Here is a 15337-nt window from a genome sequence, read left to right as displayed (position 1 = left end):
CGTGTATCGCAGAGAAGTTCGAGGCGGTAGTGAAGCGTGGTGTCGCTACCACGCGTGCTCGAGATCTGTACGACCTCGCCACGCTCGTAAAACTATACGAACAGATGATTGACTGGGAGACGCTGCGGGAGGCTGTACAGCGGACGTCTGAGCATCGCGGTTCCTCAGACATTATGAAAGACTATGAGCTTGTTAGTCGAGAGATTGAAGGCTCCGATGAAATTGCCCGCATATGGAGCGCGTATACGCGTCTTAATCCATATGCCTCCGCGGTCTCAGTGGTGGATGCCATGGACGCTGTTCGCGTAATCGGGAAAAGAGTCAATCTCTGAGGAGCGCATGAGATTAGTGAGGTTTTGTTGCGATGAGGTATGCAAATTTGAAACTCATCTTCTCGCGATGACGAAGCCTCATTATAAACAATAGGTATGTAGTGAACTGTGTCCAAGAAATGGGAGGCAGTTCAATAGCAGGTGGTAATGGTTAAGGATGAATTATGGAGTATATCACGTTATCGTGATATACTTATCAAAAAGGAAAGGATACAGATGCCTACACTTGCACGGTTTTACGGGATAGTTATACGCATGTATTTCTTGGGCTCAGAGCACAATCCACCGCACATCCATGCGATTTATGGTGAGGACACTGCAGCTTTTGACATCAATTCGGGTGAGGAGATTGATGGTAGTCTGCCGACTCGCGCTGCTGGTATGGTGCGCGAGTGGATAGAGATTCACCAAACTGAGCTTCTTGATATGTGGGAGACGCAAGAATTTAAGAAGATCGATCCGCTCGTCTAAAGGAGGCAGATTATGAAATTTCATAAGGTAAAAGATGTCTCCGCTCTGACTAGCTTAAAGTTAAGCGTTCAGTTTACCAACGGCACTACAAAAATCTACGATGTAGCTCCACTTATGCATCGTTTCCCGGTCTTCAAGACATTGGAGGATAACGAATCGCTGTTCAGAGACGTAGAAGTTGATCAGGGCGGCTACGGTATTATCTGGAACGATGACCTTGATCTCTCTTGTGATGAACTATGGGAGAACGGAACGGAAGTTGCAACGCCCTTTGATGGGCTTATATCGTTTTCAGATGCTAGCGAACTTTGGGGCCTAAGTGAGTCCACTTTGCGTAAGGCTGTTTCATACGGCAAAATAGTTCCAGGAGTAGATGCTCGTAAGTATGGTAAGCAGTGGATTGTTGACCGTGATGCTATGTTGCGCGAGTACGGCAATCCTGTGTGTTAAGAGTTGCAAATACTCAATTTAAAATACTGTCCATTTCAGTGGACAGTATTTTTTATGTTATTCAGTTTTTTGATTTTGCCGATATCGGCAAGAAGTAGACTGTTTTTCGCAAAAGCTTGCTAGATTTTTGCCTATAACGATTCTGCTTAGGAAGATGACCGCAGAATATCTCTTGTTACCGTAAGTCTTGCAAGCTACTATAAGTTCAATTGATTCACCAGGGCCTTTGGCAAGCGCTGGTGCGAGAAGGGATTAGGTGCATGAACAACTAGCGATACTCATAAAACCCGAATTCACGTAACGTCGCTGACGACACTACCGCGGGTGTAGTATTGCTTAATCATGTCTTAATTCACCGTCATTTATCTGCGTATAATTGCATGCTACTCCGCGTGGTCTTCGGCAGAACCGAGGTATCATGCAGCTTAATCTTTCAAATATTGAATATACCTATCCTTCAGCGGTGGAGCCTACCTTACATGATGTGACTTTTGTGCTTCCACAAGGATGGACCGGCTTTGTTGGTAATAACGGATCTGGAAAAACAACCCTTGCCCGTATCGTATGTGGTTTATTGCAGCCAGATAAGGGAGTTATAAGCCCATCGTTTTTCTCGGTATATTGTGCTCAAAATGCAACGGAGACCCCACCGAATCTTTTTGATTTTGCTGTTGCCTACGATGATGCGGCAATTAAATTGAGGCGAGAGCTTGCTTTGGGGGATGATTGGCCTTGGCGTTTTGAAACGCTTTCGTGTGGCCAGCAGAAGCGACTCCAGGTAGCGTGTGCTTTATGGGCTTCACCTGATGTTCTTGTGGTAGACGAGCCCACTAATCATGTGGATGTATCAACAAAACATGCTCTTTTTGTGGCCTTGTCGCAGTTCAAGGGTATCGGGGTGCTCATTTCACATGATAGAGAGCTGTTGGACAAACTCTGCACTCAATGTTTGTTTGTAGCTAACGGCACGGCAAACATGAAATCTGGTAATTATTCTCAGGCATCATCACAGGTAGAGCTTGAACGTTCTAGCGCATTACACGCAAAGGAAGCGGCGCAAAAAGAGAAGGCTCGCATAGAGCGAGAAACCCAACGGCGCAGAGAAGAGGCTTCTAGAGTTCAGGCTCGTAAAAGTGGAAGAAACATTGATAAGCATGACAGTGATGCGCGTGCAAAAAAGCGGGGCTATATAGTTTCAGGTCAAGACGGTAAAGCTGGGAAGCTTGCTGCTCGCATGTTGGATAGACTTGAGAAGGCAACAGGTAAAGCCACAGGTATTCAGGTTGAGAAACAATACGATTCCAATATCTGGCTGGATAGTGAAGCAAGTAATAGAAAAGTTTTATTGAGGATGGAGCCCAACAGCATTCTCATAGGAGATTGCCATCTACAAACACCACCGCTATTTATTGGTAATACGGATCATATTGGCGTTGTTGGCGATAATGGCTGTGGTAAAACAACGCTGATAAAGAAAATTATTTCAAGTATTTCTGATGATGTGCGGATGTTATATATTCCTCAAGAGCCAACTGAACTGCAAAAAACAGAGACAGTAAGAAAAATCAAAGGGCTATCAAACTCCCAGCGTGGAAGAGTGTTGTCTATTGTGGCACAACTCAATTCCGACCCTGATTATGTTCTTGCAGGTGAGTCGACCAGTCCAGGTGAAATGAGAAAGCTTATGCTTGCGCTGGGAATGCTCGAATCACCAGAGCTTATCGTAGTGGACGAGCCAACTAACTATTTAGACCTTGGTTCGACCGTAGCGCTTGAACGTTTACTGTCTGAATATCCAGGAGCTTTGTTGTTGGTCTCACATGATCTCTCGCTGGTTGATTCCGCTACATCGATAAAATGGAGCATTCAGCGATCAAATGATAACTTTGAGCTTGTGGTGCAATAGGGGCGAGAAACACGTTGGACAGTTACGGTGGTTGCGCGTTTGTGTTTGAGTAGCTCGCTGACACAGACCGCTGCTTTTATACCGCTCGCCGTAGTTGTTCAAGCAAGCTAACTTCTGCTGAAAATTTTTATATAAACTGAAAGGTCAAACTGATTTCTTCTGGGATTTCTCGTGTTTTAAGCATGGATTTCGGAGGGACCTATGCTTCACTTCAACCACGGTTCAAAACAAGAAACCAATGAGGGAAATGTGGCCGGTGCGGGCACTGCAGGCGATGCGGGCTCCACAGGCGCGCCGGGCACTACAGGCGCTACAGGCGCCGGAGCCCCTAACATCCCCACGCCACCCGAAGGATATCAGCAGGCAGCCTTTGCCTCTACGCTACCAACAATTGCTGATCAGACGGCTAACTTAGGCTCCCAGATTGGTGTCATTTCTCCAGGTGAGAGCGAAGAAGACGCTGAAGCTCGTGAGGCGTACGAGAGTTTGGCTCGTCACCGTAAAGCTCGTCGTAAAAAGAAACTTATCAAGGCAGGAATAGCTGCTGGAGTCTTTGTTCTTCTCGTCATATTGTTTATTTTGCCTATGTGCCAGGGCGGCCAGAACCAGAACACCACCGTGATGCCAAGCACTACGTTTGTCACGCGCGGCGAGTTCAGCGATTCTGTTTCTGCGTCTGGATCCATCAAGCCCGTGTCGTCAACAGTGGTAACTCCCGAGGTAGATGGCATTATTCAGGATGTTCAGGTTTCTGAAGGCACGTACGTCCATAAAGGCGACAAGCTTTTTACTGTAAAGAACGATGAGCTGGATAAGGCTGTTCGTAAGGCATCTCAGCAGGTAAAAGCAGCCGAGAACGAGGTTAGCAAAGCACGCTCAGCCCTAGCGTCCGCACGCAACGGTGTCCCCGAGGCAGGTGAGGACGGACAAGAAGCAAACGCTGCATCCATCGCTGCGGCTGTGGAAGCGGCGGAAGCAAATCTGGAGAGCGCCCAGATTGCGCTTGAGGAGGCACGATCTGCTTATAACGACGCAATTGCCCAGGCAGATAAGCGTGTAGTCACCGCTCCTTGTGACGGAACGGTTATTGTGATGAACGCGGTGAACGGCGCTTCGGTTGGCTCGTCTGCACCAGGTGCTGGCAATGCCGGTCCTCTGATTACTATCGCGGACCTTTCCCAGATGAAGGTGAACGTCCAGATCAACGAGGTGGACATTTCCCGCATTGCCGTTGACCAGAAGGCGCAGGTCAGCTTTACAGCTCTGCGAGACCTGTATTGCGATGCAGTGGTGACTCACGTTTCTGCTGTTTCGTCCAACGGCGCCGACGCAGGTGCAAGTTACGATAACCCCGGTCGATCCATTGTTTCTTACACCGTTGACCTGCTTATTAGCAGTCCCGACGCCTCCATCAAGCCAGGTATGACTGCCAACGTGGACATCATGATTCAGCACATGGACAACGTGCTGACCGTGCCTCTTGTTGCTGTCATGGACGACGGGGATGGCGCTTACGTCAACGTGGTCACTTCTCGTGACGAGAAGGGCTACCCGCAGGTAGAGCGCGTGCCAGTGACCGTAAAGGCACAAAGTTCTACGACGGCCGTCATCGAGGGTGCCGGTATTGAGGACGGCACTGAGGTGATGATTGGCGGTGGCGCCGGCGGTCCATCTCAGGGCGCGGCTATGGACGCTCCAGCAGGCGCAACGTCTGGCTCATCGACTGATGCAACAGGCTCCAAAGATTCCAAGTAGGCGACGCGTATGTCCAAGGTAATTGAGGTACATAAGCTGCATCGCATTTATGAGACGGCTGCAGGTTTGACGCACGCTCTACGGGGTGTTTCCTTGACTGTGGAGAAGGGCGAATTTCTCTGCATCATGGGTCCGTCAGGCTCGGGCAAATCAACCCTGATGAACATTTTGGGCTGCCTGGATACGCCTACTGCTGGCTCGTACAAGCTCGAGGGACTTGAGGTTGCAGATCTTTCCGATGACGATCTAGCGGAGATTCGCGCCACGCGTCTGGGCTTTGTCTTCCAGTCGTTTAACCTACTGCCGCGCACTACGGTGCTGCGAAACGTTATGCTGCCGCTCATCTACTCGGACATTCCCGCAAAAGAGCGAGAGTTGCGTGCTTGGAAGGCGTTGCGTTCTGTTGGCCTGCCCGAGGAGTACTACGAGCACAAATCAAACGAGCTTTCCGGTGGTCAGGTGCAGCGCGTAGCCATTGCTCGTGCGCTGGTAAACGACCCGGCGGTCATTTTTGCCGATGAGCCAACAGGCAATCTGGACTCTGCAACAAGTGAGATGGTACTCAACACGTTCAAGTCCATGCAGGAGCGCGGCAAAACAATCGTACTGATTACACATGACCCCGAGACTGCCTTTTGGGCTGATCGCGTGGTACACATTCGTGACGGCCGTCTGCTCACAGACGAGCAGGAAAAGGAGTTTGTGAAGCAACACGCTGCACAGTCCACGACGGGTGTGCAGCCCGCGACGGGCGCACGACCTGTGACGGGCGCACATGCTGCGACGGGCGCACGACCCGCGACAGGAGGTGCTGCGCTATGAGGTTGATGGATCTGCTGCGAGAAACCCTGTCTGCGCTCAACGCCAACCGCGGTCGCAGCTTGTTGACGGTGCTGGGCATTGTTATTGGCATCAGCGCAGTTATTGCTATGACGGCACTTATCGACGGCATCAAGTATTCGCTGGTCAGCTCGCTGGGCCTCAATCAGTCGCGCATGGTTATGATCTACGCGTGGCCAGACCGCGAGGTCACGCAGCAGGACCTGGAGATGCTGCAGCTCTGCGTACCAGGGTATGAGCTTGTGACCGGCATTGACTCCACCATGGCCCGCGTTAACTCGGCCGAGAAGCAGTTTGACGCGCGAATCATCGGCTGCACGCCCGACTACTTTACCGTTATGGGCCTCAAGGCATCGACGGGCTCGCTCTTCACAAAGTCCGACGTAGATGACACATCTAGAAACGTTCTTCTCGACAAATTGTCTGCCGAGAAACTCTTTGGCAGCGCAGATGCGTCCATTGGGCAGGTTGTCCGCATCAATAACGACAGCTACACCATTGTGGGCGTGGTTGACAGCGGGGCAAACGGCGGCGGGCAAGGCGATACTCTGCTGGCCTACATGCCGTATTCCACGTATTCCGCGCGTCTGACGGGCACTAAAACTATCAGCCAGGTCTTTGGTTACGCTCGCGAAAACGTTGACATGAAGGCGCTTGCGGACGAAACAAAGTCCTGGTTGCTGGACTGGTTTAACATTCCGTCCGCGCAGGCCGAAGATCGCGTGACGGTTATGACACTTTCGTCCATCATTGAGCAGATGAACGCCACGCTTATGTCGTTCCAGGTGCTGGTTACCGCCACGGCGAGCATTTCGCTTCTGGTTGGCGGTATTGGCATCATGAACATGATGCTCACTAACGTGACGGAGCGCATTAGGGAGATTGGCCTGCGTAAGGCCCTGGGCGCTCGCGCGTCCGACATCACCAAGCAGTTCCTGTGCGAGTCCATTTTGATTTGCATTATGGGCGGCGTGATTGGCATTGCCCTGGGTTACGCCGGAGCGTGGGGCCTGGCTGGCTCATTTAGCAGCATGATTACGCTTGAGACGGGAATAACACCTATCATCACGCCAAACATCGTGATGATTACCTCGGGAATCTGCATTGGCATCGGCTTGATCTTTGGGTATTGGCCCGCTCGTCGAGCCTCAAAGCTCAATCCTGTTGAGTCGCTTCGCTACCAGTAAACGGGGTGCGTTCAGTGACCGCTTGCTGAAAGTAAATGAACTGCATCCGTGAAAAACCTGCAAGTGAAAATAGCCTGCTACTAGTAGGGTTTCTCGCCAGGCGAGAAACCCTTTTAAGTGCGGTGGTTTGTTCAGCTACAGTAGATCATCCGGTGGGAGCAGCTCGATGTCCCATGAGGTGCTGACGTAGCAACAGATGTCTATGTCTGATGAATCAAATGTAGGAACTTGGTTTCCATAATCAGATTCACAAAAAGCTATATGATCGCGGGCTTTATACGCTAGTTCTCTTCCGTTAAAGTCGTAGTCTGCATGCTTAAGCCCAACCACCTTTGCTCCGGCAGCCTTAGCAAGAAGATTTGCTTTTTGATGACAGGCAATAATAGCATCTGCAGATAGGTTGTCTTTAATGGTGTCGTTATGTGCTATCGAGAACTCAACTGAAAAGGTCACTTCATCACCACATGAACTGAGTGCTTTCCAGATTTTCTCGACAAGATCTTCTTCAAGATGTTCTTCAACAGATAGTTCTGCGCGGAAATCATATCCCAGAAATTTTTTCTCGGCGACATAATAGTCACCCTCATCATCTTTCTTGTACCAGTTTACTTCGTGTCCAGAAACTGAATAGTTATTGTTTTTTAGAATTGAGGCAGGTAACCCGTTTTTCTCTAGAGCATCTTTTATTGTTTGAAGCAGCGTATTATATTTGGCTGTGCAGTTTTCACGGATCTTGGAAGTTCCTCGAATTGTGATATCAACGTTAATGGTGTCAGGCGGAACTTGCGTGCTCAATTTTGTAGATACGTCAATCGTTCGTTCCATAGTATGTTCCTTTCAGAGATGTTAGAGAAAAAATCAGCCGTTTGAACAGGTAATTTATTTCTCATCGTTGAATAATCATAGGTTCAAAAAAGATTTTGAGTGTCCAGTGTAATGGACACTCATATAGTGGGTAGTAACTGATATTAACCAGGTGAAATGGCTTATTATTAGTGTCATGGGAGTGCGGCTAACAATCACCGCGCAGGAGAGGGACACATGATTTTGTATTTTTCTGCAACCGGTAATTGCAAATATGTTGCCGAGCGAATTGCCGCGAAGTTTAATGACACCGCAGTCTCGATTGAGAAATCAAACGGCCAGGTAAATCTTTCAGAAGATGAGATGCTTGGCATTGTGACGCCAGTTTATAACTGGGAGCTCCCCATTACGACTCGTGAGTTTTTGCAGAATCTCCAGGTTACTGGTGCTTCTGCGCCGTACATGTTTATTGTGACAACGTACGGAACAACGGCTGGTTGTACGTTTGTTGACGCAAAAAAGATTCTTGCTAGCAAAGGACTAGAGCTCAACGCCGGTTTTAGCGTCAAAATGCCTGATACTTGGACTCCAATTTTTGATTTGAGCGACAAGGCAAAGGTCCAGCAAATTAACGACAACGCCGAGAGCTATATCAACGCTGTACTAAGCGGAATCAAAGAGCGAGCTGTTGGTAATCATATGCAGGGCGTTGTCCCGTATGCAGTGAGACTTTTTATGGATTCCATGTATAACAACGAAAGGAAGACACAGCACTTCTCGGTTTCAGATAAGTGCATCGGATGTAGTCTTTGCGCACGAAAGTGCCCAGTTCAGGCCATTCAGATGAAGGATAAGAGACCTGTGTGGATTAAAGATCAGTGCGCCGCATGTCTTCGTTGTCTACATCATTGTCCTACGTTTGCCATTCAATATGGTAAGGGGGCAACGAACAGACATGGTCAGTATAAAAATCCTCACGTCAAAGTGTAATTTTAGGTGTAAACTTTATGGTGTAGTTAGCTATAGCTAACAAAATGTCAACTGAACGGAGTTCATCGAATGCCTGCTCAGAACGAGAAGAAAGATCATCTTCCGGTACTTGGTGTTGGCCCCGCTTACGTGATTGCCATTACGGTTCTGACGGTTGTGTGTATTACCTTGTCTAAGCTGGGAATTCTTCCGTATCTTCGTATCCGAGCGACAGTCGGCGTGATGCACGCTGTGGGCACAGCTTTTTTGATCGTGGGCATTTGGCTTTGGGTTTCTGCTGCCATCAAAGAAAAACTTCGCGAGAAAATCATCGCAAATCAGCTGGTAACCACTGGTGTTTATGCGCTGGTCAGAAACCCTATCTACTCCGCATTTGCGTTTGTTATGTCAGGTGCAGCGCTGCTCTCTAGTAACCTTTATCTGCTACCACTACCCCTTGTGTTTTGGGCGCTTTTAACTGTGATGATGCAGGCTACAGAGGAGAAGTGGCTTCTCGAGCAGTTTGGCGATGAGTACAAAGAGTACTGCAAACGAGTCAATCGCTGCATTCCGTGGTTTCCCAGGCACTAGCGTTTACGTGGGTTTTGAGTGGTGCTGAGCCTCAGCCCTATTTGAGCTCCAGTCCTATTTAAGCCTTAGTTTGTAATTGAGCTGGGGTTTGTTTGGTTTTCTCGCTATATAAATTCTTTTACGAAGTGGCTATGATATACATACGTCATGCTGGCTTGTCATGTGCTTGTACCTGCTGCTTCAGGAGAAACGAGAGATACCATGCTGGATATTCGTCGCGTTTTGGCAAGTGCGCCCAAAAAGCATACGGAGGAGACGCTCAATTCTCTGACGACTGTTTGGGGAGAGGCGCTTGATTCGTCAAACGTGTTGCCTGAGTATCCGCGTCCTCGCATGCAGCGCGACAATTACGTGATGCTGAACGGCGTGTGGGATTATACGATTGTACCGGTAAATGGCGAGATTGACGTAGAGATCCTCGCGCAACAGGAGATTCCTTCCCGTTGGGATGGGCAGATTGTGGTGCCGTTCTCGCCAGAAGCTCCGCTCTCTGGTGTTGGTCGTACGGTGCAGCCGAGCGAACTTTTGTGGTATAAGCGCAAAATCGAACTACCTAAACTGGCCGATGACCAGCGACTTATTCTACATTTTGAAGCGGTTGACTGGATGTGCGCGTGCTTTGTGGATGGCAAGCTTGTCGGCACGCATACTGGCGGCTACCTGCCATTTTCCTTTGATGTGACGAATTTACTTGGCTCGCCTGAAACGGGAGAGGCAACGGCAGACAGTGCGGACACTGCTGAGCTCGTGCTTTGCGTTTGGGATCCAAGTGATACCGGCTCTCAACTGCGTGGTAAGCAGCGACTCTCGCGTGGCGACATTTGGTACACCGCTCAGAGTGGCATTTGGCAAAGCGTGTGGTACGAGGTTGTTTCCGCAGCTCATTTTGAGTCGCTAACGCTGAAGGGTGATATGTTTGGCGCGCTTGAGGTTAGAGCGAACGTGCAGGTAAGCGGGTTGTCCGATGTACAAACGGGCGCGTTTAAGATGGAGTTGACGCTCAAAGACGAGCTTGGACAAGACGTTCTTCTCGCCACACTTCCGGTAGACGAGGCAGGGGAAATTTGCGCGGAGTTGCAGGTAGATGAACCGCAGCTTTGGTCGCCGGAGAGTCCGTACCTCTATGCCGTGGAGGCAACACTTTGGCAGGATGGTGCGGTGGTCGATTTTGTTCGGAGCTATTGCGCGTTTCGTACTGTTGAGGTAAAGAAAGACGTGGCGGGCGTGCTAAGGGTGCACTTGAACGGGGCGCCGTATTTTGTTCGTGGCGTGCTGGATCAGGGCTATTGGCCTGACGGATTGCTGACGGCTCCGTCCGATGATGCGCTGGTATATGACATAGAGGCTATGAAATCGGCCGGTTTTAATACGTTGCGTAAACATATCAAGATTGAAAGTGAGCGCTGGTACTACCATTGCGACCGACTCGGCATGCTGGTTTGGCAGGATTGTGTTTCGGGAGGTAGCGCGTATAGTCCCTGGCACACGAGTCAGAAGCCGACGCTGTTCAGCTTTACCTGGGGTCGATTTGACGACACAACACCAAGTCATCACGAAGCTTTATCCGCAGGTAAAGATAGCTATCGCAAGGAGTGGACAGAAACTTGTCAGGAAATGGTCAAGCTCCTGGATGGACATCCTTCGATTGGATTTTGGACGCTCTTTAACGAGGGTTGGGGACAGTTTAATGCACAGGCTGCTACTGAGGCTGTTCGCGCCTTGGATGCAACACGACCAATTGATGCAACAAGCGGCTGGTACGACCAGGGATGCGGCGATTTCCTGAGCATTCACAATTATTTCCGGCCGCTTCGTGCAGGTTGGCATGGAAAGCAACGAGGGAATCGAGCAGTAATAATTTCTGAGTTTGGTGGTCTGGCGCAGATGACATCAGGTCATACGTCACTTGACCATTCTTATGGATACGGGGATTTTGCCACAGTTGAGGATTGGCGAGGAGCTGTCCAAAAGCTGCTTGGAGTGGCGGAATCGCTGCAGGTTAAAGGCCTTGCAGGATACGTTTACACTCAGGTATCTGATGTCGAGGAAGAGGTAAACGGCCTGCTCACTTATGACCGAAAGATCAACAAGTTTGAAGGACAGTAGCTGTCGGGTGTTGTTAAGTAATGCTCTACGGTGTCCGGTAGTCAAGCGATGAACAGTCGAGTGAAAGATGCCCAGTTGATTGAGCGGTGTCCAGTAATACCGAGTGCTGATTTTCGCCAAAGTGGTAAAAAATGCGTTTAGTTGGAGTTTCATTTTTCTGCATATCGTGTTTTCGCAGATAAAAAATTGCAACGGTGGTAAAAAATCGTCTTAGTTGGAGCTGAAATTTGATTTTAAAAGTTTTGATCTCCAACTAAACGGGTTTTTTACCTTTTTAGCCTCTAAAAATTTTGCCCAAAAATTGAGTGATACACAAAATTGAATATTTGAGTATAGATATTCGTAGAAATGAATACATATTTAGCCTAAATAGAAATTTTGCAACTTAATACAAAAAACTCGCCTTCCAGAGGTCTGTTTCTGGAAGGCGAGGGAAGTGTATTACTTCAGTTGTGCATCATTGCACTTGGTCGCACGTAGGTGCACATAGGCGCAGGTAGGCGTGTCAACTGCACGGTCGTAGTCACGCATCGCGTGTCGCGCGTCGCGATGCGCGTAGCTGCACGTTAGGCGCTTGCACCCGAGGTGGCATCTACGCCTGCACTTGGTGCGGGAGTACCAGCAGCAGGGGCGGGAGCGCCAGCTGGCGGAACAACTGCGCCGTTAGCGCTTACAAGGCGCTGACCTGTGGTTTGCAGGTACCAATCAAGCCATGGCTTGAAGTTGAAGACAATCTCGTTGATGCCTGCATACGAGCCATCGGGGTAGTACATTGCCTGGTAGTTATGGGTGTTGATGATGTCGGCTGGTGTACCTGGGACAATGGTGCGTACATACTCTTTGTCGCCGTTTCGAAGTACACCGATGACAAACTCAACATTCTTCATGCGACCCTCGGGAAGAGAGTTGTGAACTGTGGAAAGACGGTTGCCCGACTGCTCAGGAACGCGTTTTGCCAGCATAGTGTCTGGATTGTCGTGAGCGTTGTTGTAGTAAAGGAACTGGTTGTTGTCGTCCGCGTAGGTCAGCTCAAATGGCATTGCTTTCAGGAACATGTCAATCTGGTTGACCGTCAAAATGCCGTGGTCAAGCTTAACGTATGTGTCACCCGAGACCGCGCCCACAAGCTCGGCGGCCTTCTCGACCCAATCAGGATCGTCGGGATCGATGCCCTGAATAGTGGTGGAAATTGAATTGGTTACGTCCAGATCCTCTGGCGCGATTGGCTTTGGCTTCTTCAACTTGGAGACCACCTCTACGTATTTGACAAAGTTATCCAGGCAAAGGCCCAGGAAGTTGACGGTGCGCTCGTCGATAATGTTGCCGTCCTCGTCAAAGGCCTGCTTAGCCTTTCCAAGAAGGAACTCGTTACCAGGCAAAACATATGCGTTAACGCCCGGAGCATCCAAAATCTTGCGCAGATGAACCTGTGCGCGAGAAGTTCCCTGGTCGTAGTAAGAAGCGCCCACGATCATGACAGGCTTGTTCTCAAACGGATGCACGTCGTAGGAGAGCCACTCGATGACGCTCTTCAGCGCAGGTGAGATGGTGTGGTTGTGCTCAGGCGTAGAAATAATGACGCCGTCAGCGCGAGTAATCTTGTTGTACAGCAGGCGGAGCTGGAAGTTCTCGTCCCACTTGAGGTCCTGGTTGAACAGGGGAATGTCATCAATCTCAAGGATCTCAAGCTCAAACTGCTTGGCAAAGTGCTTTTTGATGAAGTGCAGAAGCTTTCGGTTATAGGAAATCTCCGCATTTGAACCGACGATTCCGACAAATTTCATAATGGTAGTTCCTTCCAGACCTACAGGTTTTCCCAGTCAAAGTTCTCGGCCTCTTTGCGGAGAAGTTCGCGCGATGCGGCCATTTTCTCGTTGAGTTTCACAAACAGACGGAAATCGTCAAAGAGCAGGTCAAGCTTCTTGACGGTAGCTTTGTCCTTCAAGTTGCCCTTCTCGTCAAATGCCTGCGGAGCGCGGCCAAGAAGGAACTCGGAACCTGGCATGATTGCGGCCTTGAGCTCGGGAGCATCCAGAATTTGACGGAGCTGAAGTTGTGCGCGAGAAGATCCGAGCGTGCCCAGGGATGCGCCGACAATCATGACTGGCTTGTTGACCATAGGGAAGATGCCGTAGGACAGCCAAGCAAGCGTGTTTTGTAGGACCGCTGGAATGGAGTGGTCGTACTCTGGTGTTGCGATGATGACGCCGTCGGCGGCCTCAATTTTCTTTGCAAGCTCTGAGACAACCTCGGGAACCTTCATCTTTGCAGGCTTGTTGAACAGGGGGATGTTGTCGATTTCCACCAGCTCAATGGCGGCCTTGTCGGCAAAATGCTTCTGCATAAACTGCAGGAGTCTTCGATTATTTGACTCTTTTGAATTGGTGCCAATGAGGCCAATAAAGTTAAGCATCAAACTTCCTTTCTGAATTACGCAAGGAACTCAGGCGAGATTCCCGACGAATAATATACGCGATTATCAGTGGTTACTATGAGCGCCTCGATGCCTTTTTCTTGTTCCACACGGGCAAGGAGCTGACGGGGTTTCTCGCCATAAAGGCGCGTGGTCCAAATTTCCCCGTCAAGCGAGTTGTCCGAGATAATCGTGATGCTCGCAAGTTGCGTGTCAACTGGATAGCCCGTGCTTCGGTCAAGAATGTGGTGATAGGTGTGCTCGTTTACCTGCAGTTTCCTTTCGTAGGTACCAGAGGTCACCACGGACTGGTTGCAAATAGGCAGCACAGCAAGGTTGGTGCCTCGCGGTTGTCGCGGATTCTGGATGCCAATCTGCCACGGCCTGTTCGCGAGCACATTAGCGCCAATTGTCTTAATGTTACCGCCAAGGTTGATAAGTGCGGAATCAATGTGCTGACTTTTCAGATAATCTGCAATTTTGTCGGCGATGTAGCCTTTTGCTAGGCACCCCAGGTCCAGCTTCATACCCTCTTTGGCGAGAAACACGGTGCAGTTCACGGGGTCTAATTTGATGAGCTGCGGATTGGTAAGCGACAACGCGTGCGCGACCTCAGCGTTATTTGGAATGCGAGCGTCGTCAAAACCGATTCGCCAGGTTTGCACCAGAGGACCAATGGCAATGTTTAAATGACTTGTAGGTATAAGGCTTTGTTCTTTGCCAATCTGAATGAGCTTAAACAGCTCGGGGTCAACGGGGACAGGATGTTTGCCTGCTGCACGATTGACCTGCATAAGCTCGGAATTAACGTCATTTGCGCTAAATCGCTGGTTATAGATGTTAAGGAGTTCAAAGACGTTATCAAGTAGCTGTTCTGCAGTGCACTCTTCCTGCGAATCATTGGAGGGTGGCAATAAAGAAATGGTAATAGTCGCGCCCATCAGGTGAGTTGATCTGGAAATGTAGGCTCGTTCTGGCACGACTCTCCTATAGTGTCTAACAGCAGTTTGTTTATTTTTATCTGCAGATTGATTAGCAATAACTCTATTTTACGTTTGTTTGTTACGGTCATTTGTTGTATCTACAACATTTTAGCGAGAAATCCTACAGTTTTGGCAGCTCGCTGAAGACCACCTCTGAAACCAAAGCTCAGATGTCCCTAAACTCAAAGCGAAGACCGCTCTCGGCCCCAAAAGTGAAGAATACTATGGAGTTAATTTGATTTTTTATTCATAGGGATGTCTGTTTATTGTTGATATGTACTCATTCCAGTATCATTTTTTTGCAGAAAGAACTGATCGAAGAATTATTCTTGGCTGACGCGTATACGCCAGCCAGTTTTTTGAAGGAGCATAAAAGAAGTGGAAAAAAGAATGGCTTGGTGTGCACGTTTTTCTCGCCAGGAGTAATGAAGTTAAATCTACGCACTTTGTAGCATTAATTGTGCGCAATTTAGTCAGCTTTCAAAGTCTTTGTCCAAGATTGAGATAAAAAACTTTATTTGAACACGATA

14 protein-coding genes are annotated in these 15337 nt (G+C 49.1%); 10 read left to right on the top strand and 4 right to left on the bottom strand.

Annotation, left to right across the window (positions count from 1 at the left end; all coding sequences use genetic code 11):
- From RWJ43_RS03000 to RWJ43_RS02970, 7 genes are all read left to right on the top strand, one after another.
- The coding region (locus RWJ43_RS03000) for a nucleotidyl transferase AbiEii/AbiGii toxin family protein (protein ID WP_314007602.1) at positions 1 to 332 on the top strand (332 nt) is incomplete at its 5' end.
- Between the two features lie 147 nt (positions 333 to 479).
- Positions 480 to 803, top strand: a complete 324-nt coding sequence (locus RWJ43_RS02995) for a DUF4160 domain-containing protein (protein WP_314007599.1) — start codon at positions 480 to 482, stop codon at positions 801 to 803.
- A gap of 12 nt (positions 804 to 815) precedes the next feature.
- Positions 816 to 1253: a DUF2442 domain-containing protein gene (locus RWJ43_RS02990; protein WP_314007597.1), complete on the top strand. Its 438-nt coding sequence runs from the start codon at positions 816 to 818 to the stop codon at positions 1251 to 1253.
- A gap of 418 nt (positions 1254 to 1671) precedes the next feature.
- Positions 1672 to 3159, top strand: a complete 1488-nt coding sequence (locus RWJ43_RS02985) for an ATP-binding cassette domain-containing protein (RefSeq protein WP_314007594.1) — start codon at positions 1672 to 1674, stop codon at positions 3157 to 3159.
- 201 nt (positions 3160 to 3360) lie between these two features.
- Positions 3361 to 4914, top strand: a complete 1554-nt coding sequence (locus tag RWJ43_RS02980) for an efflux RND transporter periplasmic adaptor subunit (protein ID WP_282741977.1) — start codon at positions 3361 to 3363, stop codon at positions 4912 to 4914.
- Between the two features lie 9 nt (positions 4915 to 4923).
- Positions 4924 to 5736 carry an ABC transporter ATP-binding protein gene (locus tag RWJ43_RS02975; protein ID WP_035428628.1) on the top strand — a complete coding sequence of 271 codons (813 nt, stop codon included), beginning with the start codon at positions 4924 to 4926 and terminating at the stop codon, positions 5734 to 5736.
- Positions 5733 to 6941 carry an ABC transporter permease gene (locus RWJ43_RS02970; RefSeq protein ID WP_314007588.1) on the top strand — a complete coding sequence of 403 codons (1209 nt, stop codon included), beginning with the start codon at positions 5733 to 5735 and terminating at the stop codon, positions 6939 to 6941. Before RWJ43_RS02975 ends, RWJ43_RS02970 begins: the two co-directional genes overlap by 4 nt.
- A 135-nt stretch (positions 6942 to 7076) precedes the next feature.
- On the opposite strand, the gene RWJ43_RS02965 is transcribed toward RWJ43_RS02970, so the two are convergent.
- On the bottom strand, positions 7077 to 7766 hold the full coding sequence (locus tag RWJ43_RS02965) for an SIMPL domain-containing protein (RefSeq protein ID WP_314007586.1): 690 nt from the start codon (positions 7764 to 7766) through the stop codon (positions 7077 to 7079).
- Between the two features lie 216 nt (positions 7767 to 7982).
- Between RWJ43_RS02965 and RWJ43_RS02960 the strand changes: the two genes are divergently transcribed.
- The 3 genes from RWJ43_RS02960 to RWJ43_RS02950 all read left to right on the top strand — a co-directional run bounded on the left by RWJ43_RS02960 (position 7983) and on the right by RWJ43_RS02950 (position 11411).
- The gene (locus RWJ43_RS02960) at positions 7983 to 8735 is read left to right on the top strand and encodes an EFR1 family ferrodoxin (RefSeq protein ID WP_314007583.1); all 753 of its coding nucleotides are present in this window, start codon (positions 7983 to 7985) and stop codon (positions 8733 to 8735) included.
- A gap of 69 nt (positions 8736 to 8804) precedes the next feature.
- Positions 8805 to 9305: an isoprenylcysteine carboxylmethyltransferase family protein gene (locus RWJ43_RS02955; protein ID WP_314007580.1), complete on the top strand. Its 501-nt coding sequence runs from the start codon at positions 8805 to 8807 to the stop codon at positions 9303 to 9305.
- 147 nt (positions 9306 to 9452) lie between these two features.
- Entirely contained in the window at positions 9453 to 11411 is a 1959-nt protein-coding gene (locus RWJ43_RS02950; protein ID WP_314007578.1) for a glycoside hydrolase family 2 TIM barrel-domain containing protein, read from the top strand.
- A gap of 566 nt (positions 11412 to 11977) precedes the next feature.
- Here the strand turns inward: RWJ43_RS02950 and RWJ43_RS02945 are convergent.
- From RWJ43_RS02945 to RWJ43_RS02935, 3 genes are read right to left on the bottom strand one after another with little or no spacing between them, the layout of a single operon-like run.
- Positions 11978 to 13195 carry an NAD(P)H-dependent oxidoreductase gene (locus tag RWJ43_RS02945; RefSeq protein WP_314007575.1) on the bottom strand — a complete coding sequence of 406 codons (1218 nt, stop codon included), beginning with the start codon at positions 13193 to 13195 and terminating at the stop codon, positions 11978 to 11980.
- Positions 13196 to 13215: 20 nt separating this feature from the next.
- Positions 13216 to 13824, bottom strand: coding sequence for an NADPH-dependent FMN reductase (locus tag RWJ43_RS02940; RefSeq protein WP_314007572.1), 609 nt, complete (start codon positions 13822 to 13824; stop codon positions 13216 to 13218).
- A 17-nt stretch (positions 13825 to 13841) separates the two neighbouring features.
- Positions 13842 to 14804 (bottom strand): FAD:protein FMN transferase, encoded by a 963-nt coding sequence (locus tag RWJ43_RS02935; protein WP_314007568.1) that lies wholly within the window; start codon positions 14802 to 14804, stop codon positions 13842 to 13844.
- Positions 14805 to 15337: the final 533 nt, after the last annotated feature.

It is taken from the genome of Lancefieldella parvula, assembly GCF_963530955.1.
GTDB classification, from domain to species: Bacteria; Actinomycetota; Coriobacteriia; order Coriobacteriales; family Atopobiaceae; genus Lancefieldella; species Lancefieldella parvula_A.
This window is presented reverse-complemented; position numbering and strand designations above follow the sequence as displayed.